General features: G+C 68.6%; 39 protein-coding genes and 1 pseudogene. 34 read left to right on the forward strand and 6 right to left on the reverse strand.

What is annotated here, in order from left to right; translation table 11 throughout:
* Positions 1–45 precede the first annotated feature (45 nt).
* The gene (locus HNR00_RS17385) at positions 46–333 is read left to right on the forward strand and encodes a hypothetical protein (protein ID WP_183571587.1); all 288 of its coding nucleotides are present in this window, start codon (positions 46–48) and stop codon (positions 331–333) included.
* 3 nt (positions 334–336) lie between these two features.
* Here HNR00_RS17385 and HNR00_RS17390 read toward each other — a convergent pair whose 3' ends face one another.
* Complete coding sequence (locus HNR00_RS17390; protein WP_183571589.1) at positions 337–1,026, reverse strand: helix-turn-helix domain-containing protein; 690 nt, start codon at positions 1,024–1,026, stop codon at positions 337–339.
* Between the two features lie 88 nt (positions 1,027–1,114).
* On the opposite strand from HNR00_RS17390, the gene HNR00_RS26080 reads away from it, so the two are divergent.
* The 5 genes from HNR00_RS26080 to HNR00_RS17415 all read left to right on the forward strand — a co-directional run bounded on the left by HNR00_RS26080 (position 1,115) and on the right by HNR00_RS17415 (position 2,752).
* Positions 1,115–1,396: a transcriptional regulator gene (locus HNR00_RS26080; RefSeq protein WP_183571591.1), complete on the forward strand. Its 282-nt coding sequence runs from the start codon at positions 1,115–1,117 to the stop codon at positions 1,394–1,396.
* Positions 1,393–2,001 carry a hypothetical protein gene (locus HNR00_RS17400; RefSeq protein WP_183571593.1) on the forward strand — a complete coding sequence of 203 codons (609 nt, stop codon included), beginning with the start codon at positions 1,393–1,395 and terminating at the stop codon, positions 1,999–2,001. The genes HNR00_RS26080 and HNR00_RS17400 overlap by 4 nt, the downstream gene beginning before the upstream one ends.
* A 120-nt stretch (positions 2,002–2,121) precedes the next feature.
* Positions 2,122–2,268, forward strand: coding sequence for a hypothetical protein (locus HNR00_RS17405; protein ID WP_183571595.1), 147 nt, complete (start codon positions 2,122–2,124; stop codon positions 2,266–2,268).
* Complete coding sequence (locus HNR00_RS17410) at positions 2,265–2,489, forward strand: helix-turn-helix domain-containing protein (protein ID WP_183571597.1); 225 nt, start codon at positions 2,265–2,267, stop codon at positions 2,487–2,489. The genes HNR00_RS17405 and HNR00_RS17410 overlap by 4 nt, the downstream gene beginning before the upstream one ends.
* Positions 2,486–2,752, forward strand: coding sequence for a hypothetical protein (locus tag HNR00_RS17415; protein WP_183571599.1), 267 nt, complete (start codon positions 2,486–2,488; stop codon positions 2,750–2,752). Before HNR00_RS17410 ends, HNR00_RS17415 begins: the two co-directional genes overlap by 4 nt.
* 115 nt (positions 2,753–2,867) lie before the next feature.
* Here the strand turns inward: HNR00_RS17415 and HNR00_RS17420 are convergent, their stop codons facing one another.
* Together HNR00_RS17420 and HNR00_RS17425 are read right to left on the reverse strand one after the other, a co-directional pair.
* Positions 2,868–3,113 (reverse strand): hypothetical protein, encoded by a 246-nt coding sequence (locus HNR00_RS17420; protein WP_183571601.1) that lies wholly within the window; start codon positions 3,111–3,113, stop codon positions 2,868–2,870.
* Positions 3,103–3,267 (reverse strand): hypothetical protein, encoded by a 165-nt coding sequence (locus HNR00_RS17425; protein ID WP_183571603.1) that lies wholly within the window; start codon positions 3,265–3,267, stop codon positions 3,103–3,105. The genes HNR00_RS17420 and HNR00_RS17425 overlap by 11 nt, the downstream gene beginning before the upstream one ends.
* 146 nt (positions 3,268–3,413) lie before the next feature.
* Between HNR00_RS17425 and HNR00_RS17430 the strand changes: the two genes are divergently transcribed.
* From HNR00_RS17430 to nusG, 12 genes and pseudogenes are all read left to right on the forward strand, one after another.
* Positions 3,414–3,785, forward strand: a complete 372-nt coding sequence (locus tag HNR00_RS17430) for a hypothetical protein (protein WP_183571605.1) — start codon at positions 3,414–3,416, stop codon at positions 3,783–3,785.
* The gene (locus HNR00_RS17435; RefSeq protein ID WP_183571607.1) at positions 3,782–4,060 is read left to right on the forward strand and encodes a hypothetical protein; all 279 of its coding nucleotides are present in this window, start codon (positions 3,782–3,784) and stop codon (positions 4,058–4,060) included. The genes HNR00_RS17430 and HNR00_RS17435 overlap by 4 nt, the downstream gene beginning before the upstream one ends.
* Positions 4,061–4,121: 61 nt before the next feature.
* Positions 4,122–4,646 (forward strand): Ros/MucR family transcriptional regulator, encoded by a 525-nt coding sequence (locus tag HNR00_RS17440; RefSeq protein WP_183571609.1) that lies wholly within the window; start codon positions 4,122–4,124, stop codon positions 4,644–4,646.
* Between the two features lie 5 nt (positions 4,647–4,651).
* The gene (locus HNR00_RS17445; RefSeq protein WP_183571611.1) at positions 4,652–5,218 is read left to right on the forward strand and encodes a RusA family crossover junction endodeoxyribonuclease; all 567 of its coding nucleotides are present in this window, start codon (positions 4,652–4,654) and stop codon (positions 5,216–5,218) included.
* Positions 5,215–5,427: a hypothetical protein gene (locus HNR00_RS17450; protein ID WP_183571613.1), complete on the forward strand. Its 213-nt coding sequence runs from the start codon at positions 5,215–5,217 to the stop codon at positions 5,425–5,427. The genes HNR00_RS17445 and HNR00_RS17450 overlap by 4 nt, the downstream gene beginning before the upstream one ends.
* On the forward strand, positions 5,424–6,578 hold the full coding sequence (gene dnaN / locus HNR00_RS17455) for a DNA polymerase III subunit beta (RefSeq protein ID WP_183571615.1): 1,155 nt from the start codon (positions 5,424–5,426) through the stop codon (positions 6,576–6,578). Before HNR00_RS17450 ends, dnaN begins: the two co-directional genes overlap by 4 nt.
* 31 nt (positions 6,579–6,609) lie before the next feature.
* The gene (locus HNR00_RS17460) at positions 6,610–6,831 is read left to right on the forward strand and encodes a hypothetical protein (protein ID WP_183571617.1); all 222 of its coding nucleotides are present in this window, start codon (positions 6,610–6,612) and stop codon (positions 6,829–6,831) included.
* Between the two features lie 3 nt (positions 6,832–6,834).
* Positions 6,835–7,089, forward strand: a complete 255-nt coding sequence (locus tag HNR00_RS17465; protein ID WP_183571619.1) for a hypothetical protein — start codon at positions 6,835–6,837, stop codon at positions 7,087–7,089.
* A gap of 7 nt (positions 7,090–7,096) precedes the next feature.
* Positions 7,097–7,372 (forward strand): hypothetical protein, encoded by a 276-nt coding sequence (locus HNR00_RS17470; protein ID WP_183571621.1) that lies wholly within the window; start codon positions 7,097–7,099, stop codon positions 7,370–7,372.
* Between the two features lie 393 nt (positions 7,373–7,765).
* The gene (locus HNR00_RS17475) at positions 7,766–8,521 is read left to right on the forward strand and encodes a hypothetical protein (RefSeq protein WP_183571623.1); all 756 of its coding nucleotides are present in this window, start codon (positions 7,766–7,768) and stop codon (positions 8,519–8,521) included.
* Positions 8,522–8,762: 241 nt separating this feature from the next.
* Positions 8,763–9,521, forward strand: a pseudogene (locus HNR00_RS17480) (Rha family transcriptional regulator).
* A gap of 49 nt (positions 9,522–9,570) precedes the next feature.
* Positions 9,571–10,263, forward strand: coding sequence for a transcription termination/antitermination protein NusG (gene nusG, locus HNR00_RS17490; RefSeq protein WP_183571627.1), 693 nt, complete (start codon positions 9,571–9,573; stop codon positions 10,261–10,263).
* Between the two features lie 158 nt (positions 10,264–10,421).
* Here the strand turns inward: nusG and HNR00_RS17495 are convergent, their stop codons facing one another.
* Positions 10,422–10,712, reverse strand: a complete 291-nt coding sequence (locus HNR00_RS17495) for a helix-turn-helix domain-containing protein (protein WP_183571629.1) — start codon at positions 10,710–10,712, stop codon at positions 10,422–10,424.
* A gap of 298 nt (positions 10,713–11,010) precedes the next feature.
* On the opposite strand from HNR00_RS17495, the gene HNR00_RS17500 reads away from it, so the two are divergent.
* The 6 genes from HNR00_RS17500 to HNR00_RS17525 all read left to right on the forward strand — a co-directional run bounded on the left by HNR00_RS17500 (position 11,011) and on the right by HNR00_RS17525 (position 16,721).
* Positions 11,011–11,337 carry an HNH endonuclease gene (locus tag HNR00_RS17500; RefSeq protein ID WP_183571631.1) on the forward strand — a complete coding sequence of 109 codons (327 nt, stop codon included), beginning with the start codon at positions 11,011–11,013 and terminating at the stop codon, positions 11,335–11,337.
* A 314-nt stretch (positions 11,338–11,651) separates the two neighbouring features.
* Positions 11,652–12,248, forward strand: a complete 597-nt coding sequence (locus HNR00_RS25350; RefSeq protein ID WP_210306535.1) for a hypothetical protein — start codon at positions 11,652–11,654, stop codon at positions 12,246–12,248.
* Positions 12,249–12,307: 59 nt separating this feature from the next.
* Positions 12,308–13,957 carry a terminase large subunit gene (locus HNR00_RS17510; protein WP_183571633.1) on the forward strand — a complete coding sequence of 550 codons (1,650 nt, stop codon included), beginning with the start codon at positions 12,308–12,310 and terminating at the stop codon, positions 13,955–13,957.
* A 15-nt stretch (positions 13,958–13,972) separates the two neighbouring features.
* The gene (locus HNR00_RS17515) at positions 13,973–15,340 is read left to right on the forward strand and encodes a phage portal protein (RefSeq protein ID WP_183571635.1); all 1,368 of its coding nucleotides are present in this window, start codon (positions 13,973–13,975) and stop codon (positions 15,338–15,340) included.
* Entirely contained in the window at positions 15,340–16,512 is a 1,173-nt protein-coding gene (locus tag HNR00_RS17520; protein WP_183571637.1) for a hypothetical protein, read from the forward strand. The genes HNR00_RS17515 and HNR00_RS17520 overlap by 1 nt, the downstream gene beginning before the upstream one ends.
* On the forward strand, positions 16,512–16,721 hold the full coding sequence (locus tag HNR00_RS17525) for a hypothetical protein (protein WP_183571639.1): 210 nt from the start codon (positions 16,512–16,514) through the stop codon (positions 16,719–16,721). The genes HNR00_RS17520 and HNR00_RS17525 overlap by 1 nt, the downstream gene beginning before the upstream one ends.
* 10 nt (positions 16,722–16,731) lie before the next feature.
* Here the strand turns inward: HNR00_RS17525 and HNR00_RS17530 are convergent, their stop codons facing one another.
* Together HNR00_RS17530 and HNR00_RS17535 are read right to left on the reverse strand one after the other, a co-directional pair.
* Positions 16,732–16,908, reverse strand: coding sequence for a helix-turn-helix domain-containing protein (locus HNR00_RS17530; RefSeq protein ID WP_183571641.1), 177 nt, complete (start codon positions 16,906–16,908; stop codon positions 16,732–16,734).
* Positions 16,905–17,219 (reverse strand): hypothetical protein, encoded by a 315-nt coding sequence (locus HNR00_RS17535; protein WP_183571643.1) that lies wholly within the window; start codon positions 17,217–17,219, stop codon positions 16,905–16,907. Before HNR00_RS17535 ends, HNR00_RS17530 begins: the two co-directional genes overlap by 4 nt.
* 76 nt (positions 17,220–17,295) lie before the next feature.
* Between HNR00_RS17535 and HNR00_RS17540 the strand changes: the two genes are divergently transcribed.
* The 10 genes from HNR00_RS17540 (at position 17,296) to HNR00_RS17585 (ending at position 24,012) form a co-directional block, all read left to right on the forward strand.
* A complete protein-coding gene (locus HNR00_RS17540) occupies positions 17,296–17,574 on the forward strand; it encodes a hypothetical protein (protein WP_183571645.1) in 279 nt (92 codons plus the stop codon).
* Positions 17,571–18,452: an HK97 family phage prohead protease gene (locus tag HNR00_RS17545; RefSeq protein ID WP_183571647.1), complete on the forward strand. Its 882-nt coding sequence runs from the start codon at positions 17,571–17,573 to the stop codon at positions 18,450–18,452. Before HNR00_RS17540 ends, HNR00_RS17545 begins: the two co-directional genes overlap by 4 nt.
* A gap of 17 nt (positions 18,453–18,469) precedes the next feature.
* Positions 18,470–19,816 (forward strand): phage major capsid protein, encoded by a 1,347-nt coding sequence (locus HNR00_RS17550; protein WP_183571649.1) that lies wholly within the window; start codon positions 18,470–18,472, stop codon positions 19,814–19,816.
* A 70-nt stretch (positions 19,817–19,886) separates the two neighbouring features.
* Positions 19,887–20,195 (forward strand): hypothetical protein, encoded by a 309-nt coding sequence (locus HNR00_RS17555; RefSeq protein WP_183571651.1) that lies wholly within the window; start codon positions 19,887–19,889, stop codon positions 20,193–20,195.
* A gap of 23 nt (positions 20,196–20,218) precedes the next feature.
* Positions 20,219–20,632, forward strand: coding sequence for a hypothetical protein (locus HNR00_RS17560; RefSeq protein ID WP_183571653.1), 414 nt, complete (start codon positions 20,219–20,221; stop codon positions 20,630–20,632).
* Positions 20,633–20,654: 22 nt separating this feature from the next.
* Complete coding sequence (locus HNR00_RS17565; protein ID WP_183571655.1) at positions 20,655–21,872, forward strand: hypothetical protein; 1,218 nt, start codon at positions 20,655–20,657, stop codon at positions 21,870–21,872.
* A gap of 10 nt (positions 21,873–21,882) precedes the next feature.
* Positions 21,883–22,392, forward strand: coding sequence for a hypothetical protein (locus tag HNR00_RS17570; protein WP_183571657.1), 510 nt, complete (start codon positions 21,883–21,885; stop codon positions 22,390–22,392).
* Positions 22,389–23,012 carry a hypothetical protein gene (locus HNR00_RS17575; protein WP_183571659.1) on the forward strand — a complete coding sequence of 208 codons (624 nt, stop codon included), beginning with the start codon at positions 22,389–22,391 and terminating at the stop codon, positions 23,010–23,012. Before HNR00_RS17570 ends, HNR00_RS17575 begins: the two co-directional genes overlap by 4 nt.
* Positions 23,009–23,329, forward strand: a complete 321-nt coding sequence (locus HNR00_RS17580) for a hypothetical protein (protein WP_183571661.1) — start codon at positions 23,009–23,011, stop codon at positions 23,327–23,329. The genes HNR00_RS17575 and HNR00_RS17580 overlap by 4 nt, the downstream gene beginning before the upstream one ends.
* Complete coding sequence (locus HNR00_RS17585) at positions 23,329–24,012, forward strand: hypothetical protein (protein ID WP_183571663.1); 684 nt, start codon at positions 23,329–23,331, stop codon at positions 24,010–24,012. Before HNR00_RS17580 ends, HNR00_RS17585 begins: the two co-directional genes overlap by 1 nt.
* Position 24,013 lies beyond the last annotated feature (1 nt).

Below are 24,013 nucleotides of genomic sequence, written 5' to 3' on the forward strand. Positions count from 1 at the left end.
TCCCCATGAGTTAGGGATTGACCGCAACCGGAACGAAACAGGAACATGGCCGTTGCCAGCACCATGGGGGCGAAGATGTCGGCGAGCAGCGACCAGGCGATTTTCTACGTCATCCAGAGCTTCAGCTTCCAGGGAGGCCGACTTCAGATGGACCAGCCGCTTGAAGCACGCAGCGAGGCAGCTGCCCTACGAACCGCGGAGCGACTGGCGAGGCGAAAGCCGTCGGTCGTGGTGTTGGCGCGATCTGGGACGATTGCGACCGGCGAATTTGATGAGCCGGTGATCGTCAAATCCTACGGCAGCATCGAGGGCCTGGACGACCTGCCATTCTGAGCTTCAGCGGAGTTTTTTCGAAACGATGCGATGTCGGACAGCCCATTCCTCGGCATCAAGCTCAAAGTCTTTTTTGGGCTCGTGCTGACGAACGAGCCACATATCTCCGCGCTCACCCAAGAAACGCTTCACCGTAGCGGTGGGCTCCTCATTTTTGTTGCTGTAAAATACGCAAGACGTGTTAGGAATTACCGGAAGGCGCGGGTTGATATAGAGCGTATCGCCCGGCTCGAATTCGGGAGTCATTGACGTTCCAACCACGAGAATTGCATATCCGTTCTTTACGCCCTGCAATTCGGGCGGTCGGCGCTCGGACCCGATGCTGTCGCGATCAATCAGGATCGTACCGGCGCCTCCTTCTGCCGCAGCATAGAGGGGCACATCGCCGACCAAGCCCGCGGCCATAGCCCAGTAGGCCGGATCGCGAGCGTACTCTGGGAGCGGCAATGGGCTCGCTTCGGTAGGCGCGCTGTCGGTCGCGGGAAGCGCGACTTGCCCAAACGCCTCCTCCGGGAAGTCGGCACGATCGAGCCCCAAAAACTCGATCAGCGCTCCAAGCGCCTTCGTCGACTCGACCTGCCTCAGTTCAATCTTGCCGATAATCGCCTGCGATACACCCACGGCCTTTGCCAGCTTTCCCTGGCTCAGGCCGCGCTTCGTGCGCGCCTCTCGGATTTGGTCGTGCCACGTCATAGCATCGCACCATACTACCTCGGTCGTTGACGCGCTTCGACAACATGGTGGTTGACTACCGACCACGCAGGTAGTTATATCTCCGACCATGAGCGCGCGATCTCTCATTCAAGCGGCGATCACCATGCTTGGCTCGGAAGCCAAGCTCGGGGTCGCGTGCGGCGTCACGCAGGGAGCCATCTGGAAGGCCAAAACGGCCGGCCGGGTCTCTGGTGAGATGGCAGTCAAGATCGAGCGCGCCACCAGCGGCGCAATCCCAAGGTGGAGACTGCGCCCCGATCTCTGGGACGCGCCCACGTCGTCGATGCTCAACCGCCCCGGCCCCCATGGTGGAAGGCCCACCCCCTCCACTCCTGAGGTCGCAGCATGAGCGCGGCCACGACTCCGAACGTGCCGGTCGGCCCCGGCAGCTACATCGAGTTCGTCAACAGCTGCACGGCAAGCGCTGGCGGGGGCGGCAAAAGCCGCGACATCGTCACCGTCTGCCGTGAGCATAGTCTTCAGTTTTCACGAGCTGGCCAAAATCAACTCTTTGACCTCCGTGAGGCAGGCAGCAGCGTGCGGATTACGGTCTGCCTCGATGCTTTGATGCAGGCTTTAGGAGCCTGGATTGTACGGTCGGTCAGGAACGGACGCAGTAAGATTTGTCAAAATGCCACTGACACTTGTGGGTGGCAGAGCAAAATGAACCCACCCTATGCCAGGATGGCGAAAACTCAGAATTCGCAGGCCGCCGATCGTCTCGGCGGAGACGCTCCACATCGGGTCCACGTATGGCGTAACAACAGCAAGTTGTCCCTCGTCCATTGTTGTGTTCTGCGCTGGCTGCATCTCTTCGCGAGCTCGTATCAAACTCTCAAGAGCGTCATCCAAGGCCGCAGCGTCAAACGTGAATTGCGCCTTCGATTGGTCGAGTCCCTCAACAGTCAATTGAGCAACGGTCTTCTCAGGATTGAGGAGCGCCGTGATGCGTGAACGTCTCATTCTCAGCTCCATCGTCGGTGTGTCGCAACCCGTTGATGTAGAGCAGCACGACCGGGCGGCGCGGGCCGCTGACGTCCGACCCGGTTGTGCCTGCCTTTCGGCGAGGTCGGCATGACGACCCGCCCCATCCTCTTTCGCCTCACCGTCTTCGCCCTGGCCGCGGCCATGACGATCGCCATCCTCGATGGTCTCGCCCTGCGCGCCGCCGCCTCTCGCGGCGATCTCCCGGTTCTGCATCTCGGGAGGGCGGAGCCGTGAGGGCCCAGCGTCCCGTCCTCGGCTCCCAGCGCAAGCTCTGGCGCTCTCAGGACGCCGAGGGCGTCTCCGTCAAGGAGATTGCCCGCCGTGCCGGCCGGCACTCGGCGACGGTCTCCTACCACCTCGAACGTCGGCCGTTGGAAGCGCTGCGGGCGAACGCCCTGCGCATCGAGCGGTTCTTCGCGGCCTGCAATCGCGCTGTCGCGGAGGCCGGTCGATGACCTTCGCCTCCACCGAACTCGTCAACGACCTGCCGCGCAGCCGCGTCCGGCCGGACGCCGGCATCGACGGCTTGTCGCCGCGCACCTTGCTGGTCGCGCGCATGCTGGCCGGCGGGTTGAGCGAGTCGGAGGTGGCTCACGCCTTCGGTCGGGGTCGCACCGTAGTCGAGCGCGAGCGCAAGCGCTTCTGCGACGCCACCGGTGCGTTCAGCCGCCGCGACATCGTTCTCGCCTGCCGCCGCTTCGGTCTGGAGCCGGTGTGATGGCGCAGCGCTTCGCATCCCTTTCCCCCATCCAGCGGCAGCCAGCCCCCCGGCCTGCCGCCGGACCGCGCTCGGTCCCCGTTCTCGTTCCCGCGTCACCGGGACCGGGCGCACCCTATTGCAGCCCCGCCGGCGCCTCGCTCGCCCCGGCCGCCCGCGCCACCGACGCGCACGCCGCCTGCGCCGCGCCGAGCAAGGCCGGATCGCGCCGCACCACCGCGGCCATCGCGATCTCGACGTGCGTCAGCAGGCCCGCCCGCGCCTCGGGCGCCCGCTCCATCTCCCGCTGCACCAGCCACGTCGCCATGGCATGCAGCGCCAGGAGCGAAGCGGCCGCGCCGCTGTCGTCGTCAGCCTCCATCGCGCTTCCCCTCCTGCACGCGCCAGCCGTGCGCGCGCTTCACCCCGTTCATCATCTTGCGACCGCGCTTGCCAGCAGTGTCGCTCGTCTTCGTCGCCGTCGGGTTGCCGCCCGTGGCGTCGGTCTGTTCCTGCGCGCCCGGCTCTGCTGCCAAGCCGTGTCCGGTCGCGCCCCTGCGTGTCGTGCGTCTCTCCGAGCCCTCCATCCGCAACCCGTCCTCCGTGGTCGAGCGCAATCGACCACGGGACCGATGGCATGGGCATCCAGCAACGGCGGACAATTCATCCAGGGAGGCGGCGCGTGAGCGCGGGCGTCTATCTTGAGGAGGCTCGCACCTTGGCGGGCACCTGCATCGCTCGCGAGCGGGCGCGCCATGGCGGCAACGCCGATGAGGCGCGTGACCGGCTGGCTCGCCGGATCGGCTGGGCGCCCGGCACGCTCTACAATCTCATGCGCGAGCGCCTGAAGGGCCTAGACTACGACCTTCGCCTGCGCCTGACCGAGTACGCCGTCGAGGACCTGCAGAATGAAATCGACGCGCTCACCCGCGAGATGGAGAGAGCTCGCAACCTTCGCGGTCCGCAAAGTGTGGCGCTGGCTGACAAGGCACAGAAACTCCTGACGGAGGCGCAGGCGCTCCACGCCCGTCTCGGCGGCGGGGGCGACCAATGACGCGCTACCCTCTGTCCATCACCGATCATGCGCTGCTGCGCTGGCTTGAGCGCATCCACGGCATCGACGTGGAAGGCTTCCGCGAGAAGCTGCGCGAGGAAGCCGTCGCCTCGCTCGTCGCTTACGGCGACCTTCGCGAGGCCGACACCGGCACCTTCGTCGTCGATAACGGTGTGGTGATCACCGTGCTCGGCCCTGGCCAGCACGTCATCGGCGCCCCGCACCGCAGGAGCTTCGGCGTGCCGCGCGTTGCGCCGCCGCCCGCCTCCGGCTGACGCCTCATCAATCCCGCCGCCGGGCGGCTCCCGGCTCTTCATCACCCACAGGAGGCCCGCCATGGCCGACGACGACAAGCCGTTCCCGATCCTCGAAGCCTGCGCCGTCTTCGATCCGACGCTGGATCGCACCGCCGACCTGTTCGCCGCCTACGTCTCGAACAACCCGCTGCCTGCCGGCGAGCTACCCGGCCTGATCCGGTCGGTGCGGGCGGCGCTTGCCGAGGACGCGCAGGTTCCGCCCGCCCGCCCCGGCTCCACCGTCGCGGATCAGCCCGAGACCGAGATGCCCAGCGCGGCGCAGATCAAGAAGTCGATCACGCCCGACGCGCTGATCTCCTTCCTCGACGGCAAGCCCTACAAGACGCTGCGTCGCCACCTGCGCACCCACGGGCTCACCCCGGAGAGCTACCGCGCCCGGTTCGGCCTGCCCGTCGACTATCCACTCGTCTCGCCGAACTACTCGGCGGCGCGCTCCGAACTGGCGAAGGCGGCGGGGCTCGGCCGCGGCGGCGCGGCGCCGGAAGCCGAGGCCGGTCCGAGCGCGGGCGGCGCCGTCCCCACCGACGACTCCCTCGCGGCCTGACGCCCATGCGCGCGCCCGGCTCCCCATACCGACGCACGGGCGCGCGCCTCAAGGCCGAGGAGCGCCCGGTCTACGCCCAGCGTCGAATCGTGCCCTCGGTCGAAATTGGCTTCGCGCTGCCGCCGAGCACCAACAGCCTGTTCTTCAACGCGCCCGGCCGCGGTCGCGTGAAGACGCCGCGCTACCGCCGCTGGCGGGACAGCGCCGTCCTCGAGATCTGCACGGCGAACCCGCGCCCCGGCCGCATCGCCGGCCCGTGCGCCGTCACCCTCCGCCTGCCGCCCTTTTCGGGCGACATCGACAACCGGGTGAAGCCGTGCCTCGACGTGGCGGTTGCCGCCGGCATCATCGCCGATGACGGGCAGCGGTACGTGCCCAGCCATCCCCGCGTCGACATCGACCGCTCGGCCGCCGGCGTCCGCATGATCCTCAGCGCCCTCGCGGTCGAGGCCGAAGACGCCGCCGAGATTGAGACCCGCGCCCGGCTCAACCAGAGCCCCGCCTACATCGCCGTCGCCCTCGGGCTGAGCCTGGGACAGGTCGAGACCGTGCTCGCGGGGGCGTCGCGATGACCGCGCCGGCATCCGCCGCCGACACTTGGCCCGACACGCCCCGCAACCGCGCCGAGATCGCGAACCGCTGGGCCAAGGGCCACGACACCCTGACCATCGCCGAGGCCATCGGCCTCACTGAGCCGCAGGTCTGCTGGGTCCGCGCGCGAATGCAGGACGATCGGCACGCGACGCGCGCCCGCCCTTCCACACCCCGGAGCCCGTCATGAGCAAGAAGACCAACGAGGCAGCGCCGTTCCGCGTGGAGGCGCCGCGCGCCGAGCTGCTGCGCGCAGTCAAGGAGGCCGCCCGCGCGGTCGAGCGGCGCAACACCATCCCGATCCTGTCCTTCGTCAATCTCGCCATGGGCTTCGGCACGCTGGCCGTCACCGGCACGAATCTCGACTGCGAAATGCGGGTCGAAATTGAGGCGCGCGGAGAGGGCGCGGCCTGCCTGCCCGCCCACCGGCTGCGCGACATGCTGAGGGCGCTCGACGTCGAAACAATCGCTCTCGCGGGCGACGCCGACGGCATCGTGACCCTGACGGCCGGCGACACGGAGGCGACGTTCGGCTCTCTGCCATCCGTCGATCACCCGGTGCTCAGCGTCGATAGTCTCGCCTGGGCGCTGACCCTGCCGGAGGGCGTGTTCGCCTACCTCATCGGCGGCGCAGCCGACGCCATGAGCACCGAGGAGACCCGCTACTACCTCAACGGCGTCTGCTTCGAGGTGAAGGACGGGCAGGCCATCGCGGTTGCCACGGATGGGCACCGCCTCGTCAGCCGCACACACAACCTCGCCGGCCAGAGCGCCGACCGGGCGCCGATCATCGTCCCGCGCGACGCGGTGCGGCTGGCCCTGCCGCTGATCGGCACGGGTGAGGCCAAGATCACGGCGTACCTCGCTCCGGACGGTAAGGGCGGTCCGGTCAAGATGGAGATAGTCGCGGGCGACGCTCGGCTCCGCTGCAAGCTCATCGACGGCACCTTCCCGGACTGGCGCCGGGTCGTCCCGGCCGAGGGCGGCGCCGAAGTTACGATCAGCCTCGCGGCGCTCGACCGCGTGCTCCAACTTGCTCGCGCCAACACCACCGAGCGCGGACGCGCCGTGAAGCTGGAACCTTGCGACGGCGGCCTGCGGGTCACCAGCAACAACCCTGACCTCGGCAAGGTCGCGACGCGGCTGGCCTGCGAAGGCGAGTTGGGCGCCGAGAGCATCGGCATGAACGCCGAATACCTCGCCGGGATGGCCCGCGCCGCCGCCCGCATCGGCTCGAAGAGCCTGCGTCTGCAGATCACCGGGCCCGGCAACCCGATCCGCATCCTGCCCGACGCCGCGATCCCCGGCGCCATGGCCGTCCTGATGCCGATGCGCGTCTGACCCCTCCTCCTCATGCCAGAAGAGCCGTCCAATGCCCGAGACCGTGACCGAACCGCAGGCTGAGACCAAGAAGAAGCGGACGCGCAAGGACAAGCTCGCGCCGCTCACGGGCGCCGAGATCCTGGAGAAGGCCGCCCGCGAGGCCAAGCCGACCACACCTGCGGAGAGGCGGCGCCTAAAGCGCGAGGGCCAGATGCTCATGCCGGGGCATCTCGACCTGCCGCACATGACCGCCGCGTCGATCGGGCGCTGAACCATGCGCGCCGGCCCGCGTCCGAAGCTCGTCGGCGATGCCGAGCACCTTGATCCCGGGCTTGTGCTGCCTTCGGTCCAGGCCGCCGCCCCACGCCAAGCAGACTGCGATATCTGCGGTCTCGTAGAGGCCGGCTGCTTCGGCTTCGGCGTCTTCCGCAACCGTCGGGGCGTGTGGGCCTGCGACGACATCGACTGCTGCGCAGAGGCCAAGGCCCGTGCGGCAGAATCCCATCGTCAGCTGGTTGCTGCGGAGTAGGTGCGGAGTGGCCGACATCAGCCTCATAGCGGACCTCGTCCGCGCTGGGCTCGATCCCGAGCTGCTGCAGCGTGTGGCACTGGAGCTTGCCCGCGGGCAGGCCGCCATCGCTGCGGCGGAGCGGGTCGAGGCTGAGCGTGCGGCCAAGGCCGAGGCCGCGGCGGAGGCGAAGCGCGAGGCCAATGCGGAGCGGCAGCGCCGGTTTAGGGAGCGTCATAACGGAAGTAACGCGTTACGCGGCGTTACGGAGCGTGACGAGGCGTTACTCCCCCCCCCAAGATAAATAACTCAACCCCCCACCCTGAAACCTTCCCCGCTGACCCTGACGGGTCAGCAGCCCCGACGAGAAAAACCCGAGCGGCCCGGAAGCGGGCTTTGCCGGTCGATTGGCAGCCCGGGGAACGGAGCGAGCGGGTCAGGGTCGAACTCGGCCGACCGCTCGTGTGGATGCACCGCACGGCGGTCGAGATGCGGACCTGGGCCGAGAGCAAGGGCGAGGTCCGCGCCGATTGGGACGCGACCCACGACGGTTGGATGCGCCGCGAGGCGAACCGCGAGTGCGGCCGGCCCGAGCCTCCGCCGCCCGGTCCGCGCGGCCCGGCATCCGGCCAGCGCGTCAGCGGCCTCACCCAGCACGCCCACGAGCGATTCCACGACAAGCGCCGAGGAGGCTTCGATGACCGTACCCTCGACCTGGACGCCGAGCCTGCCCGCGCCGGTGGCGGACATGCTCCCGGAGATGCCTGCGGCCGCTCAGGCCCGGCTGAAGGCGCTGACCCGCGCGGTGAAGGAGGAGGCGCCCGGACGGTATTCGATTTCCCGCAGCGACGCGCCCACGGATGACGAGCGCCGCGGCCTCGCCGCCCGGCGGAAGGCGCTGCAGGACGCGATGCAGCCGGGCAGCCGCGAGGCGATCAAGGACCGGCTTCACGGCTTCGCCTACGGCTTCGGCACCTTGCGTGCACTGGACCGGGAAACGTTCGCGCTGACCCTGACGGCGATGGTTCAGGCCGTCGATCACCTGCCCGTCGAGGCCGTCAGTCGGGCGTGCCTCGCGTGGTCGAAGGGACTGATCCGGTGGGCCAACTGCCGGTTTCCGCCGGATGCGCCGGAACTGGCCCGCGCGGCGGAAGAGGCGTTCGGCCAGTTGCGGATGGAGGAGCGCGAACTGCGCATCATCCTCAGCGCCCGTCTCCTGCCGGCCCCGAAGCCGCCGCCGACCCAAGCCGAGCGCGACAAGGGCGCTGCCGAGGCCGAGGCGCTCATCGCCTCCATCGCAGAGGCCGGCCGGCGCCTCGACGCCGATCTGACGGCCGCGGCGAGCCGGGGCAGCCAAGCGGAGCATCTGGAGCACGTCCGCCGCTTCCAGGCCGCCGAGGCGGAGCGGAAGGCGAGGATTGCGGCACAGCGGTCCGCCTCTGCGACATCCTGAACTCCGCACAGATTTCTGCACAAACCACTACATCTAGCGAGGAACGAATGAAGTTGTGCAGAACGCGCTGCGGGAGCGATTAGCGCGCCTATACTGGGTAAGCACTGACCGCACTCGCGACATCAGCCGGCGGCGAGGCTCAAGCCTGCAAGCCCACCTCGCCGCCTTTTCCAACCCCTCGCGCCAACGAGGGATCAGCGACCACCCCGAATCGAGCGAGAACGAGATGACCGAGACCGACATGCAGCCCGGCGGCGCCGACCGTCAACCGATCGTCCGCCTCGTGGGCGATCAGCTCCGCGCGGACAGCCGCGACGTGGCCGCCTACTTCCGGAAGGATCACAAGAACGTCCTACAGGCCATCACCAACCTACATTGCAGCCCCAGATTTCGGGGGCTGAATTTTCAGCCGTTCAAAATCAACGACTTAACCGGCGAGACGACCTCGCACGTCACGATGACGAAGGACGGCTTCGCGTTCCTCGTGATGGGCTTCACCGGACCGGCCGCTGCGGTGTTCAAGGAGGCCTACATCGAGCGGTTCAACGCGATGGAGGCCGAACTGCGGAATCGGGCGGCGGCCGCCCTGCCGCAAACCTTCGCCGAGGCCCTGCGCCTCGCCGCCGACAAGGCCGAAGAGAACGAGCGCCTCAGCGGGCAGGTGCGCCAGCAGGCCGAGCGGATCGCGTTTCAGGCGCCCAAGGTCGAGGCCTACAAGCGCATCGCCGAAGCTGACGGCTCCATGTGCATCACGGAGGCCGCCAAGAACCTGCAGCTGCGCCCCACCGACCTGTTCAAGCACCTGCGCACCCGCGCCTGGATCTACCGCCGGGCCGGCGCCCGCGAGGACCTTGGCTATTAGGCCCGCATCGCAGCTGGCCTCCTCGAGCACAAGGTCACGGTTCAGCACCGCGGCGATGGCACCGAGCGCGTCTGCACGCAGGTCCGGGTTACGCCGAAGGGGCTCGCCCGGCTCGCGCAGGATTTCCTGCGGTCCTGACCGCCGCCCCACGCCACCCCCTCTCGTAGCGTATCGAGGAACAGCCGCCATGCCTGCCAGCCGGAACGGACGAGGCTTCGACGCCAAGGCCACGCCGCAGCACGACGCCAAGATCGCGGCCGAGGTGCCGCTGTCCAAGGAAGAGCGGAACAAGGTGCCGGACATCACTGCGGCCGGGAAGCGCTGGTACGTCTGCATGACGGCGCCGCAGCGCGAGCTGAAGGCGGCGAAGAGCCTACGTGAGGTCGAGGGAGCACCGTTCCTCACATACGTCCCTTGCGAGTTCTTTTGGCGCCGGCCGGAGCGTGGAAACCTCAAGCTGCCCCGGCGCGAGTTCCAGCGCCCGGCGATGCGCTCCTACCTCTTCGTCGGCGCCCCCGGCGGCATCGGTGACGAGGAACTGGCCCTGCTGCGCGAACGCGACGCCGAGGGCCGCAACCGGCACGGCCTCACCAGCATTCTCGGCTCCAACATGCGGGGCGCCCTGGCGATCGGGCGGGTCGGTTTGGCGTGGCTGGAGGGCATGGCGGACGCCGAGCGCAGCGGGGCGACGATGCACGCGCCGACGGCGCCGTTCGAGCCCGGCGATACCCTCAAGGTCGCGGTCGGACCCATGGCTGGCTTCACGGCGCGCGCCCTCTTCACTGACATGCAGGCGGAAGAGGTGGTGGTCGAGATCAGCCTGCTCGGCAGCACAACCGAGGTTCGCTACCCCTTCGACCATGTGCATAGGGCGGCATGACGTCTATCGAGCCCTTGACCCGCGATAGGGCAGCGCTATTGTCCGCCCTGCGCAGATTGCAGAACAATACGGACGGGTCGAGCGCGAGAACGGACGTGAGGCCGACATAGGCCCTGCCGCTTCTCACCGTTGGAAAGTTGCGCCCCAAACTCAGCCGGTTAGGGCGCCCCGGCCCGCATCAGGGCGACCGCATCCATCAGATCCATCCGAAGCCGCGCTGGAAGTAACGACCTATCGTTACGGCGTACGGCCTCCCACAGGGCAAGCTGATCCACGGCCAGGACGTGCAGGGTGCGAATCTTTGAGATGGCGTTCTCAAGATCGCTGTAGGCGCGCAGGCTCAGCCCGAGGTTGTCGGCCATCTCTTGCTGGGTGAGACCGATAAGGCTTCGCACATTGAACAGGTGCTGCGCTCGAAGCATCTGATTGTCGGGGTACGAGGTGTCCATTGCGGCGCCTCCCAGTCCGTCCTACATTCTCCGTTGGGAACCGGGTGAGGTCTGAACCACCCCACCCGGCCCCTCTGGGTTAGAAGAACAGGACGATGGTGATCGTCAGGCTCTTCCACCGCAGAGTGATTGAGATGACAGGCATCTCGCTCTCCTCTGTGGTATCCGGCGACCACCGCCGGACAAGTCATGTATATGCGGAAACCGCACATTGGTCAAGCACTGATGTGCGGTTTCTGCACATTTAGACCCCGAGCGACAGGATCGCTGCGGGGCTTTTTCATGCTTGGCCTAGGGCATGGCTCGCCTCGCTACCCTTCAGCCCCGCCTCGGCACCCTCGACACGAGAACAGCCCGCCCGGCCCCGAAGCGCGCCGATCCCGAGCTGCTGACGGCCGAGCACAAGGCCTGGCGCCTGGAGGTGCTGAAGCGCGCGCACTGGCGCTGCCAGTGGACGGGATGCGGGGCGCAGGGTGGGCGCGGCGGGGTGAGGCTCTACGCCGACCACATCGTCGAGCGGAAGGACGGCGGGGCGGCGCTCGACCCGGACAATGGGCAGGCGCTCTGCCCGAAGCACCATCAGGTGAAGACGGCGCGGGCTCGGGCTGAGAGGTTGGGGCTGTGACACACCCAAAGGTGACCGCGCTGGACATCCTGAAAGCCCGCGCTGATGCGTTCTATTGGGCCGTCATGCTTGGCAGCGGCGGCGGGCCCTCGGGGATCATGAGCGGGCACGCGACCCCGGAGCGGCGCACTCGACAGCAGCGCCGGCACGCCGAGAGGCAGGCCCGCAAGCGCCGGACGACCGCCTGACCCCAGAGGGAGGGGTAGGGTCGAAAGTCGGGGGGGTGGGGGCCGGCAACCGCATAGGGGCCCATTCGCAGATTTTTTCCCGGTGGGTGAATTCGAGGGCCGCGGAGTGCTGCGGACGGCGTGACGATGGCGAAGGCGAAAAAGCCGATCGACTGGAAAGCGGTCGAGCGCGATTACACGAAAACAGCGTTGCCTGTCAGAGAGTTGGCGCGCTGGTACAACTGCGACGAGAAGGCGATACGCCTGCGCGCGAAGGCCGGCGGCTGGCTGCGGCCGGGCGCCGACGCTCCGCAGCCCACTCCGCACGATCCGCAGCCCTTGGCCGATGCTGTGGCGCCTATCGTCGAGCGCGTCAGGCTCGGAGCCGTGCTCGTGGACGCCAGTCCCGAGACCATCATCACCCGCGGCCAATCCCTCGCGGTTCGGATGCTCGACGAGCTGGAGGCCGACACCGCCTACATCGGCGAGATCGAGCAGGCTATCGAGGATGCCACGCCGGGCAAGGATGCTGCCCGGCGTCGGGACGCGATGATGAAGGCGGTCAGCCTGTCGAGCCGCGCGGGCACCCTGAAGAACCTCGCCCTGGCCGCCAAGACGTTCGCCGAGGCCACGGCGCCGGAGGGCAAGAAGAAACAGCGGCAGGCCGCCGCCGACCAAGCGACGGCGAACGGCGGCAAGTTCGCCCAGCGTAGCGGCCCGCGGTTGGTGTCGAGCAATCCGTGAGACCCGAATGGACGACCGCCTGTCCGGATTGGGAGAAGCGCATCGTCGCCGGGCGATCAATGATCCCTTTCAAGCCGCTGTTCCCGGCGGCGGCGCAGGATGCGCTGGACGTCTTCAAGTCGCTTCGCGTCGTTGATCTGCCAGGGCAACCGACCTTCGGCGAGGTCAGCGAGCCGTGGGTCTTCGATTGGGTCGCGGCCATCTTCGGCGCCTATGACGCCGACCTGGGCCAGCAACTCATCCGCGAGTTCTTCCTGCTCATCAGCAAAAAGAACACGAAATCGACCCTCGGCGCCGGCATCATGCTCACGGCGCTCATCATCAACTGGCGCCACGAAGAAGAGGTGCTGATCCTCGCGCCGACGATTGAGGTGGCGCAGAACGCCTACAAGCCTGCCGCCGCGATGGTGCGGGCGGACCCGGAGCTTGATGCGGCGGCGGGCGAGGGTGGCTTCCTGCACGTTCAGGACCACCTCAAAACGATCACGCACCTAAGCACGCGGGCGGCCCTGAAGGTCGTCGCGGCGGACACTGACACCGTTTCCGGTAAGAAGGCCGGGCGCATCCTGATCGACGAGCTGTGGATCTTCGGCAAGCGGCCGAAGGCGGACGCGATGCTGCGGGAGGCGACCGGCGGCTTGGTCTCCCGGCCCGAGGGCTTCGTGATCTCGCTCTCGACGCAGAGCGATGAACCGCCCGCGGGGGTGTTCAAGGCGAAGCTCGACTACTTCCGCGATGTGCGGGACGGCAAAGTCGTCGATCCGAAGAGCTTTGGGCTGATCTACGAGTTCCCGAGGGCCATGATCGAGGCGAAAGCCTACCTCGACCCCGACAACTTCTACATCACCAATCCGAACATTGATCGATCCGTCAGCCGTGAGTGGCTGGAGGACGAGCTTCGGAAGGAAGAAGCCAAGGGTGAGGACACGCGCCGCACCTTCTTGGCGAAGCACCTCAACGTCGAGATCGGCATGGGCCTGCGGGCCAACCGCTGGCCCGGCGCCGAGTTCTGGGAGCGCGCCGCGGAGCCCGGCGGCCTGACACTGGAAGGCTTGCTCGACCGCTCCGAGGTGGTCTGCGTCGGCATCGACGGCGGCGGCCTAGACGACATCTTCGGAATCGCCGTGGTGGGCCGGGATCGCGTCACCCGCGACTGGCTCGCTTGGACAAAGGCATGGGCCCACAAGGGCGTGCTGGAACGGCGAAAGAGCATCGCAGCGCGGCTGCGGGATTTTGCGACCGCGCGCGAGCTGACCATCGTCGATGACGCGCTGGAAGACATCTCCGAGATCGTCGCCGTCGCCGAGCGGGTGAAGGAGGCGGGCCTACTCGCCTGCGTCGGCGTCGATCCGGCGGGCCTCGGCGAACTGATCGAGGCCTTCGCCGAGGTCGGCATCACTCAGGACGACAAGCTCCTGATCGGCGTCAGCCAGGGCTACGGCCTGATGAACGCGATCAAAACGGCGGAGCGGAAGCTGGCGTCCGGCACGCTCCGGCACTCTGGTTCCGGCCTCGCCGCCTGGTGCGTGTCGAACCTCAAGATCGAGCCGACCGCCACCGCGATCCGGGCGACGAAGCAGAACGCGGGTGACGCCAAGATCGACGTGGCGATGGCCCTGTTCAACGCGGTCGCGCTGATGGCGACCAACCCTGACCCGGCGAAGCCGTCCGACCCGAGCGATTTCCTTCGGGAACCGCTGTTCGCCTGATCCGAAAGGCACCGCATGGGCCTGTTCCGCAAGGCGGTGACGACGCTTGGCCAAGCCCTGCGGCTGACCGACCCCCAGCTGTATCGTCACATCGGCCTTGAGCCCGCGCATTCCGGGGAGAAGGTGACGCCGGAGACGGCGCTCACCCTGGACGCGTTCTGGGCCTGCGTCTGGCTGATCGCGCAGACGATCGCGACGCTCCCGCTGATGCTCTACGAGGCGGGCGACGAGGACGGCGAGGCCCGCCTCGCGAAGGATCACCCGCTCTACCGAGTGATCCACGACCGGCCGAACGCGGACATGACGGCGGTCGAGTTCTGGACCGCGATCATCGCCTGCAAGCTGGTGTGGGGGAACGGATACGCCGCGATCCAGAAGCGCGGCGACGGGTCGGTGATCGCCCTGGAGCCGCTGCTGCCGAGCCTGATGCAGGTGCAGCGCCAGCAGGACGGGTCGCGGACCTACACCTACACCTTCGACGGGCTGACGACGGTCTACCAGGAGGAGGACATCCTCCACCTCAAGGGCTTCTCGCTCGACGGGCTGACGGGCCTCTCCGTCGTCTCGGCCGGGCGTCACAGTCTGGGCGCCGCGCTCGGCGCGGAGCGCGTCGCCGGCACCACCTTCAAGAACGGCATGCGCCCGTCGGGCGTGTTCATGGCGCCGAGCTACCTCGACAAGACGCAGCGCCAGGACGCGAAAGCCTACCTGACCGAGTTTCAGGGCGCGCAGAACACCGGCAAGGTGCCGGTCCTCGAAGGCGGGTGGAAGTGGGAGGCCCTGACCCTCACGCCGGCCGACGCGGAGCTGCTGAAGACGCGCGGTTTCAATGTTGAGACTGTGGCCCGCCTGTTTCGTGTGCCGCCGATACTGATCGGGCACGCTGCCGAAGGTCACACGATGTTCGGCTCCGGTGTGGAGCAGGTGAACCTCGGCTTTCTCATCTACTGCCTCCGCACGCACATGAAGGAGATCGAGCAGGCGCTCGGGATGCGGTGCCTGCGGCCGGGCGAGCGGGATCGGTTTTACGCCGAGTTCAACGTCGAGGGCTTGCTGCGCGCCGACTCGAAGGGCCGGGCCGAGTTCCTGCGCGGGATGGTCAATGGCGCGATCTACACGCCGAACGACGCCCGCCGCTACGAGAACTTGCCGCCGGTCGAGGGCGGCGACCACCTGATGATCCAGGGCGCGATGATGCCGCTGGACGTGCTGGTGGAGCAAGCCGCCTTGGCCGCCGCGCAGATGATGGCCGAGGCGCAGGCTGCAGCCGAGGGCGCGGCTGATGGCGCCGACGATCCCGACGAGGCCACCGACGACGAGATCGACGCGGTCACCGACGACGATCTGAAGGGCCTCTTCTCGGCGGACCTGCTGAGGGGCTGATGGCACGCACATCGAAGGGGAAGGCCGGGCCGCTCGCGGCGACCGGGGTCTCCTCGGCCGTCCGAAAGGCCTTCAACGAGATGCTGCACCCGCGCGGGCCGCGGGGGCAGTTCAAGGACAAGCCGGGCGCGGGCAACGACGCGCCCAAGGCGCCGCGCAAGCCGCGGGCCGCTGCCCCGAAGAAGGCGCTCGCCGGCGAGACCGCGCTGAAGACGTCCGGCGTCTCGGCCGACGACACGATCGAGGTGCTGTCGAAGCGGGTGCGCGCCTACCAGGGCAAGGCGACGGTCCAAGAGTTCGTCGAGACCCATCCGAAGGGTCGGGCCTACGCCCTGCGCAAGCTCGCGGCCGATCAGAAGAAAGGCGTCATCGGCTTCAAGGGGGCGGAGCAGGCGGCCGCCTCCCCGCCCAGCCCTGCGGCGAGCCGCCCCGAATCGCCACCTCCGCCTCGTCCGAGTGTTCCTAAATCGTCATCAGGCGGCTGGGCCGGCGCAGCGGCGCAGCGCGACATCAGCGGCGACACAGTCACCATTGGTGATAGAACGCTTGATCAAGGGCTGTTCCGCGATGAGGCTCAGTTGCGCGAAGCGACCTCCTCATTCCTGTCCGGGGTGCCAAAAGAAGAGAAATTGTCGGTCATTTGGGCGCCTGGCGCTCGACCGAACTCCTTGGTTATGGTTGCGAGCAACGCCAAGGGGACCGCAAAAGTAACGCGCAACTTTATCCGGGAAGGCAATACTTGGGTTGTTAGGCATACATATTTTGAGTTGCCAAAGAAATATCAAGGCGGCGGCAACGCCAAGACAATGCTGCGGTCGAGCGTCGAAGCTTACGACCGTATTGGCGTTGCGCGGATCGACGCACACGCCAACCTCAACGTTGGCGGTTATGCGTGGGCCCGCCTTGGATTTGCTCCCGACCGCCCGACAGTCGTGCGCGAAGCTCTTGAAATGGCGGTGAGACGCGCCCCTCGCACACCGCACGCACAGGCTACGCGGGTCATTTTGGACACGAGTTCGGACGACGACTTGATGCACAATCTTGCGCGAGCCCGCGGCGCCGATGGCGAGCCGTTAGGTCGCAAGATCCTCGGGCCGAAAGCCGATTGGGACGGCCACTTGGACCTGAAAAACGCACGCCACCGAGAGCGCCTGAACGGGAATTTTGCCTGATGGCCGGAACGCAAGCGCCCGCCGCCGATACCGATGAGGGCGGTTGTATTTTCGAGGCGCCAGCAGGCCACCGGCTGGGCGGCGCGCGAGATTGTGCCGACGAGCTACTGCCCGAGGCCGAGTGGTTCGGCGAAGACGAGCGGCGCGACCGCAACGCCGACTCGAGCTTTGAGCCGGATTGGAGCGTGACGGCCAAGGCCAGGAGCTGAGCGGCAAGCTTCAGCGGCTGCGCTCGCGGAGCCAGAGGCGGACGAGGACGCGCACGGGGCCGGGGATGGCGCGGTCGCCGCTTTCCCAGCGTCGCACGGCGCTCTGGTCGACCTCCAGGCGCTCGGCGAACAGCGACACGCTGAGGCCGAGCGCCTCGCGGGCGGAGCGCAGCTCGGCGCCGGTCACAGGGCGCTCGCCAGCGCGAGGCCTTCGTCAAGATCGTAGGCGCGGCCGGTAAAGGGGCGGGCGTCCTTGGCGTAGGCGGGCCAGAGGCCAGCGTCTTCGATGGCGAGTTGGAGGCCCTTGAGGGTCTCGACGCCGAAGCCCTGGCGCGTCAGCCGGGCACGTTCGCGCGGGGCGGCCTCGGCGAGCATGGCGAAGGCGCCTTCGGCCTCGTCGTAGGCCGCGGAGAGCGAGGCGGGCAGCGCGGCGCCGTAGAAGCGAATCATGATCCAGCAGTGGGTGGCGCGGATAGCGGTCTCGATCTCGGTTCGCATCGGGTATCTCCGTGTTGGCAAGATCAGAATGCGCCAATGGCACGTGTTTGTCAAGAGAATACTTGCGAGAGCTTGCATGATCCGGGAATTTTTTGCGCGCGTCGCCCGCGCGGTGGGCGCGCTGCTGCCGCAGCCCGCCCCTGAGACCCGCCTCGTCTACGGCTCGCAGCCGGGCCGGCTGTGGGACCTTCACCGCAGGCAGTGGGTGGACGAGGCCGAGAGCTACCGGCCGGTCCCGTCGGGCCGTGGCGGCATCGACTTCAGCGTGATCGGGCCCGTCTACGTTCACGCGACGGGCCTGCTCGGCCCGGGCGACGCGGCCCGCCTTCGTGAGATGCTGGGAGCAGGACGATGACCGACATCTTCGTCGCGCCGTTCGAGGTGAAGAACGCGGGCGCGCCGAACAGCGGCGAGTTCGAGGGCTACGGCGCCGTCTTCGGCACCGTGGACAGCCACGGCGACGTGATCCTGCCCGGGGCGTTCCGCGACGGCCTGGCCGAGCGCAAGGCCGCGGGCCGCAAGATCGCGATGCACCTCAACCACGGCCTGCCGCAGCTCGGCGGGCGCCGCGGCGTCGGCTCCTACCACGTCGTCGAGGAGGACAGCCGCGGCCTCTACGTGAAGGGCCGGGTCGCCGGCATGAGCACCGAGACCGGACGCTATCTGCATGCGGGGCTCGTGGACGGCGCCTTCACCGGCCTGTCGATCGGGTTTGAGGTCCGGCCGAACGGCGCCGAGCATGTGAAGGGCGCGGACGGCTCCAGGCGGCAGCTCAAGGCGGTCAACGTCGTCGAGATCAGCATCGTGGACGACCCGTCCAACGCCGACGCCATCATCACGCAGGTGAAGGCGGTTCACGGCTTCGTCGACCGCGACCGGGCCCGCGCCAGCATCGCGGCGCTGGCCGCCCTGCATCAGGCGACGCTGTCGGGCGGCAACGCGCCGACTGCGGGCCAACGCGCCGAGCTGATGTCGCATCTGCGCGACCTTCACGAGATCGCCGTGGGCGAGCCCATGGCCGAGATCGGCACCAAAGCGGTGCCCTCCACCCTCCGCGAGTTCGAGAGCGCCCTTCGGGAGATCGGCTTCTCGCACGCGCAGGCCCGCGACATCGCCGCTGCGGGCTTCCCCAAGACGCAGGCTCGGGACGAGCCGGGCGGACAGGCGAGCCCCCCCGAGGCGAAATCCGCGCTCAGCGAACTGCTGGCCGAGATCGCCGCCTTCAAGCTCTGATCCCAGGACACCCGACCATGAAGACCCACATCCTGCTTGCCGGGGCGCGCCCGGCTGCCTTCCACGCGTCGTTCCTCGCCAATTGCGGGATCGGCGGCATCCGCGTCGCGCTCGCCCCCGAAGGTGCCGCCCATGCGGCCGGCCAGGGCGACGGTGCCGGCGAGGCCGAGTTCAAGGCCGCGGCCGCGAACCTGAAGACCATCGGCGACGAGGTGAGGCGTCTTGCCGAGGGCGCGCTGGGCGAGGCCAAGAAGGCCGGGGCGCTCAGCGACGAGACCAAGGCGGCCGTCGACAAGGGCCTGTCCGACTTCAACATCAAGATCCGCGAGTTCGACACCCGGCTCGCCGATGCCGAGCAGAAGGCCGCCCGCCGTGGCGGGCCGGGCGCGCCGATGGAGCAAAAGTCGCTCGGGCAACTCGTCATCGAGAACGAGGAGGTCAAGGCCACCATCCTCGGCGGCAGCCAGCGCGGCAAGGTCGCCATGACGATCGAGACGAAGGCGATCACCACCGCCCCGGCCACGTTCGGCAACACCAACTCGATCTCGAACTCGCTGGTCCCGGCCGAGCGTCTGGCCGGCGTCGTCGGCCTGCCGCAGCGCCCGCTCACCGTGCGCGACCTGCTCGCTCAGGGGCAGACCGCCTCCAACGCCATCGAATTTGCCGTGCAGACCGCGCGCACCAACGCGGCGGCGCCCGTGCCCGAGACCCAGCCCAAGCCCTACTCGGACTACACCTGGAACCTGAAGAGCTTTCCGGTCCGCACGATCGCGCACCTCGTCAAGGCCTCTCGTCAGATTCTCGACGACGCGCCCGGCCTGCGCAGCACCATCGACGCCGAGATGCGCTACGGCATCCAGCTCACCGAGGAGAACCAGCTTCTCGTTGGCGACGGCACCGGCGCCAACATCCTCGGCCTCGTGCCGCAGGCCTCGACCTACACCGGCGCCTTCCAGGTGACGGGCGAGACCGCCATCGACCGGCTGCGCCTCGCCGCGCTTCAGGGCGTCCTCGCCTTCCTCCCGATGGACGGCTACGTGCTCAACCCCACGGACTGGGCCCGCATCGAGACCATCAAGGACGGCATGGGCCGCTACCTGATCGGCGACCCCCAGGGCCGCATCGTCCCGCAGCTCTGGAACCTGCCCGTCTCGCCGAGCTTCGCGATGCCGGTCGGCACCTTCCTCACGGGGGCGTTCAAGACGGCGGCGCAGATCTTCGACCGCATGGCGATCGAGGTGCTGATCTCGACCGAGAACGCCGACGACTTCGAGAAAAACATGATCACGATCCGCGCCGAGGAGCGGCTGGCGCTCGTGGTCAAGCGGCCGAACGCCTTCATCACCGGCACTCTGCCGGCCTGATCGGCTCTCGCCAGCGACGGGGCGGCCATTTCCGGCCGCCCTTGCCCCCCCAACAGACAGCGAGGCCGTCATGGCGAACGAGGACAGCGGCACCGTGCTGGTGCGCCCGCTCAAGATTTTCATGGGCCAGCCCGGCGAGGGTCAGGGCCAGGACGGGCTCGTCATGCCCGATCAGGCGCCCTTCCGCGTCTCGCGCCAGCGGCTCGCCGATCTCAAGGCGAACGGGCTGGTGGAAGAGGCCGGCGCCGCCCGCGACGGCGGCGAGGCCCCTGCTGCGCCCGCCGACAGTCCCGCCGCCGCGCCCGCCCCGATCACGACGGACAGCGTGGCTCGGTCCGAGGACGCGCGCGGCACCCGCGGCCGTCCGGCCCGCACCTGACGCCATCCCAGGAGACCCGACCCATGCGGACCCTTCTCGCGGGCGCGATCGCCCTTCTCGCCCTGACCATCGGCGCCCTGGCGCAGTCGCCCGCCATCCTGCGCCCGCCGGGCGGCCTCGCGCTCGACGGCGGCACCAAGACGACCACCGCCACGGCCGGTGCCGCGACCCTCAACAAGCTCTCGGGCAAGATCACCTCCGAGGCGCTCACCACGGCGGCGGGCGCGACCTACACCCTCACGCTGACCAACAGCACGGTCGCGGCGGGCGACATCGTGTTCGCCTCGCTCGCCAACGGCACGAACACGACCGGCTCGCCCGGCGTGGTGCGCGTGGCCCCTGGGGCCAGCAGCGTCACGATCACGGTGCGCAACGGCGACGCCGCTGCGGCCCTCAACGGCACGGTGGTCGTGTCGTTCATGGTCCTCAAGAACTAGCCCTCGCGAAGTGGAGCCGGCCATGATCCTGCGCCGCTTTGGGCTGATCGCACTCGCGCTCCTGTGCGCCGGCCCGGTCCTGGCCGATCCCCCGCCCGCGACGGCACCGCCCTATCGCACGTCATCAGGGGCGCTGATTCCGGTCGCCGTCTACGACGCGGCCGGCAACGTCGTGTCGACCTTCGGGGGCGGATCGGGCGGCTCGTCCACCGTCGCCGGCTCTACGGAGCAGGACGTCCGCACGACGGGCCCGCTCAACGCCGCCGCCGCCAACGCCGCTATCACCACCGCGATCAACGGCCAGGCGACGGTCGGCTACGCCTTTACGGGCCTCACCGCCTCCGGTGCGACGCTCACTTACGAGCAGTCGATCGACGGCGGCACGACGTGGACCGGCATCAACGCCATTAACCGCGGCACCGGCGTGCCGGAGGCGACGCGCACCACGGATGGGCAGATCGCGCTCAGCGCGACGGGCCGGACCAACGTACGGGTTCGGGTCTCGACGCCTGGCACCGGGACGATCACCGTTGCCACCAACGTCTCGGTGCGAGAGGGCATCTTTTCAATCGGCTCGCCGCTGCCGCCGGGAAGCAACGCGATGGGTTCGGTGCTGGCGGATCTGCGAATCGCCGGAGCGCCGAACGCCTCCGGCAACCCAATTTTCGCGCAGATGACCAACCCGTCGCCCACCGGTTCGGTCACCGGGCCCGGCACGGCGGGCTCGCAGGCGCAGGCGGTCCAAGGCATCCCGAACGGCGTCCCGCAGAACGTCTATCCGTGCCAGTACAATGCGACGCTGCCGACGCTGACGACCGGGCAGACCGCTCACGCCTCATGCGATCTCAACGGGCGCATGATCGTCTCCCTTCCGGCGTCCAGTCAGACGATCGGCAGCGTGTTTCTGGTGACCTCGTCGGCCGCCGGCGCGGGGATCTTGCCCCAGACCACGACCGGGTCGAGCGTCGTTGCCAAGGCCAGCGCGGGCAACCTCTACGGATACCACGCGACGTTCGGGGCGACGGCCGGCTTCGTGGCCATCCTCAATGCGACGGCGGTTCCGACGGCCGGCGCCGCCATCGCCCCGCTGGAATGCACGCCGATCGCGGCGAATGCCTCCTACCGCACGCGCCAGGATTTCGGCGACCGCTACACCGCCGGCATCGTCCTGATCGCCACCTCGTCCTGCACGACGTTCACCGCCGTGACGCCCCTGCTCATGGCCGCGTTCGTGAACTGAGGAGGCCGGGATGCTCGCGCGCTTCCTCCTCGCCGCGGTCCTCGCTTTCGCGCCGGGCGCTGCCTGGGCACAGCCCTCCTCGCTCTATGCGCCGCTCACCGCCGCGGACGCCGTCACCGTCATGCCGGCGCCCGCCACCTCGGCGCCGCCGGCCACGGGCACCGACAGCGTCGAGGGCTCGTCGGTGCGCTACGCCCGCGCCGATCACACCCATGCGACGTCCGTCCAGCGCGCCCGGATGACGGTGGCGCCGGCCGGGCAGCCGGTGCGGTGGACCTTCGCCAAGCCGTACGAGGCTGGGATCACGCCCGTCGTCACCTGCACGGCGCAGAACGTGGCCAGCGCGACGCGGCCTTACGTCGTCAACACCGTGGGTGACCCGACCGCGACCTATGCCGACCTCGTCGTCTATCAGGCGACGGCGCCGAACCTGTCGATCGGCAATCTCTCGCTGACGCTGTTCGGCCCGGCGCCGTCGGGCACGACCGTCAACTGCCAAGCGGCCAAGCCGACGCAATGACCGCGACCGTCCTCATCCCGCCGGCTTCGCACCGGCTCACCACCGTCACGCGGGCGCGCGAGATGTTCGGCTTTCCGCTGGAGTCGGACCGCGCCGCCTGGCTGCTGATCGACCAAGCCTCCGCCACGGCGGAGCGCTTCTGCAATCGCACATTCGGGCGCCAGACGCTGCGGGAGCGCTTCGATCTGTGCCGATCGCCCGACGGTCTCGCCCTCGAGGGCTCGCCGGTGGTCGAGGTCCTGAGCATCGTGCGCGACGGCGTGGCGCTCGCTGTGGACGATTACGAAGTCGACGGCGTCGCGCTCCATGCGGTGCGGAACGGTGACCGGTGCGGTTGGTACGGTCGCACGCTCACGGTCGAATATGTGGCCGGCTACGTCCTGCCGGACGACGAGGAAGGCCCGATCCCGGCTGGCATGCTGCCCGCGGATGTCGAGCGGGCCGTGATGCTTCTCGCCAACGCATCGCTCGCCGGGCGCCAGCGGGAGGCGGGATTGAAATCCGAGTCGGTCGAGGGGGTCGGCTCGTTCTCCTACTTCGTCCAGGGCGCGAACAACGCGCTGCCCGATCCGGAGGCCGAATCCCTGCTGCAGCGGCACCGGAGGCCGTTCCTGGGATGAGCCCGGCGCAGGCCATCGCCGCTCTGGACCGCCAATTGCGCCGGCACGGGCAAGACGTGACGCTCCACGCCAACGGGCGCGAGGCGAGCGTCACGGTGCGCGGGCGCCCGAGCGGCTACCGGCCGGACGAACTCGGCCAGGGCGTGCTGCAGGGCATGACGAAGATCGTGCTCTCGCCGACTGGGCTGGAGGCCTACGGCCGCCCAAGAAAGCTCGACACGATGCAGTACGGCGGTTGGAGCCAGACGGTCGAGGTGGTCGACCCGATCTGGATCGATGGCGAGGTGGTGCGCTTCGAGATCTGGGCGACCGGGTGATGGCGACCCGCACCAGCGTGCGCCTCGACCCGATCGCGCGCGACATCGCCTTGATCCGCGACGAGATGCTGAGCCCGGCGGCGCAAGGTGATGCGCTCGCCGGCTTGGCCCGCGAGGTGATCGGCGAGGCGCAGGAAACCAACCGCCGGGCGCTCGGCTACGCGCCCGACTACGATCTCTTCGTCGATGGCGGTCGACGGGCCACGCTGGACGGTCTGAAGCCCAGCAGCGTCGTCCTGGCCGAGTTCCATCTCCTGCTCGACGTGATCGAGTGGGTCGACGCGCAGTTGATCCTGCACTCGCCGGTCAAGACGGAGCGCTACGCCCGCTCGCACCAGTGGTTCGCCGACAACGTCGCCTTCGACGACCCGACCAACCCGCCGCCGGCCGAGAGCTACATCGTCCTGAACAGCCAGCCCTACGCCCGCAAGATCGAGCGAGGGCAGTCCAGCCAGGCGCCCGATGGTGTGTACGAGGCGGTTGCCGTGCTGGCGCGGCGCCGATTCGGCAACATCGCCTACGTCGGGTTCACCTATCGCTCGTTTCCCGGCGGCGCGGTCGGCGATTGGGCGCAGACCGCCTCGGCGCAGGCGCTCGGCCAGCGCATCCGCAAGGGTCGGGCCGGGCTGAGGCAGGATTGGCTGACGCGCCAGCCCGCCATCTACATCGATCCGGGGCGCTGAA

The organism is Methylorubrum rhodinum (assembly GCF_014199935.1).
Taxonomy (GTDB): Bacteria; Pseudomonadota; Alphaproteobacteria; order Rhizobiales; family Beijerinckiaceae; genus Methylobacterium; species Methylobacterium rhodinum.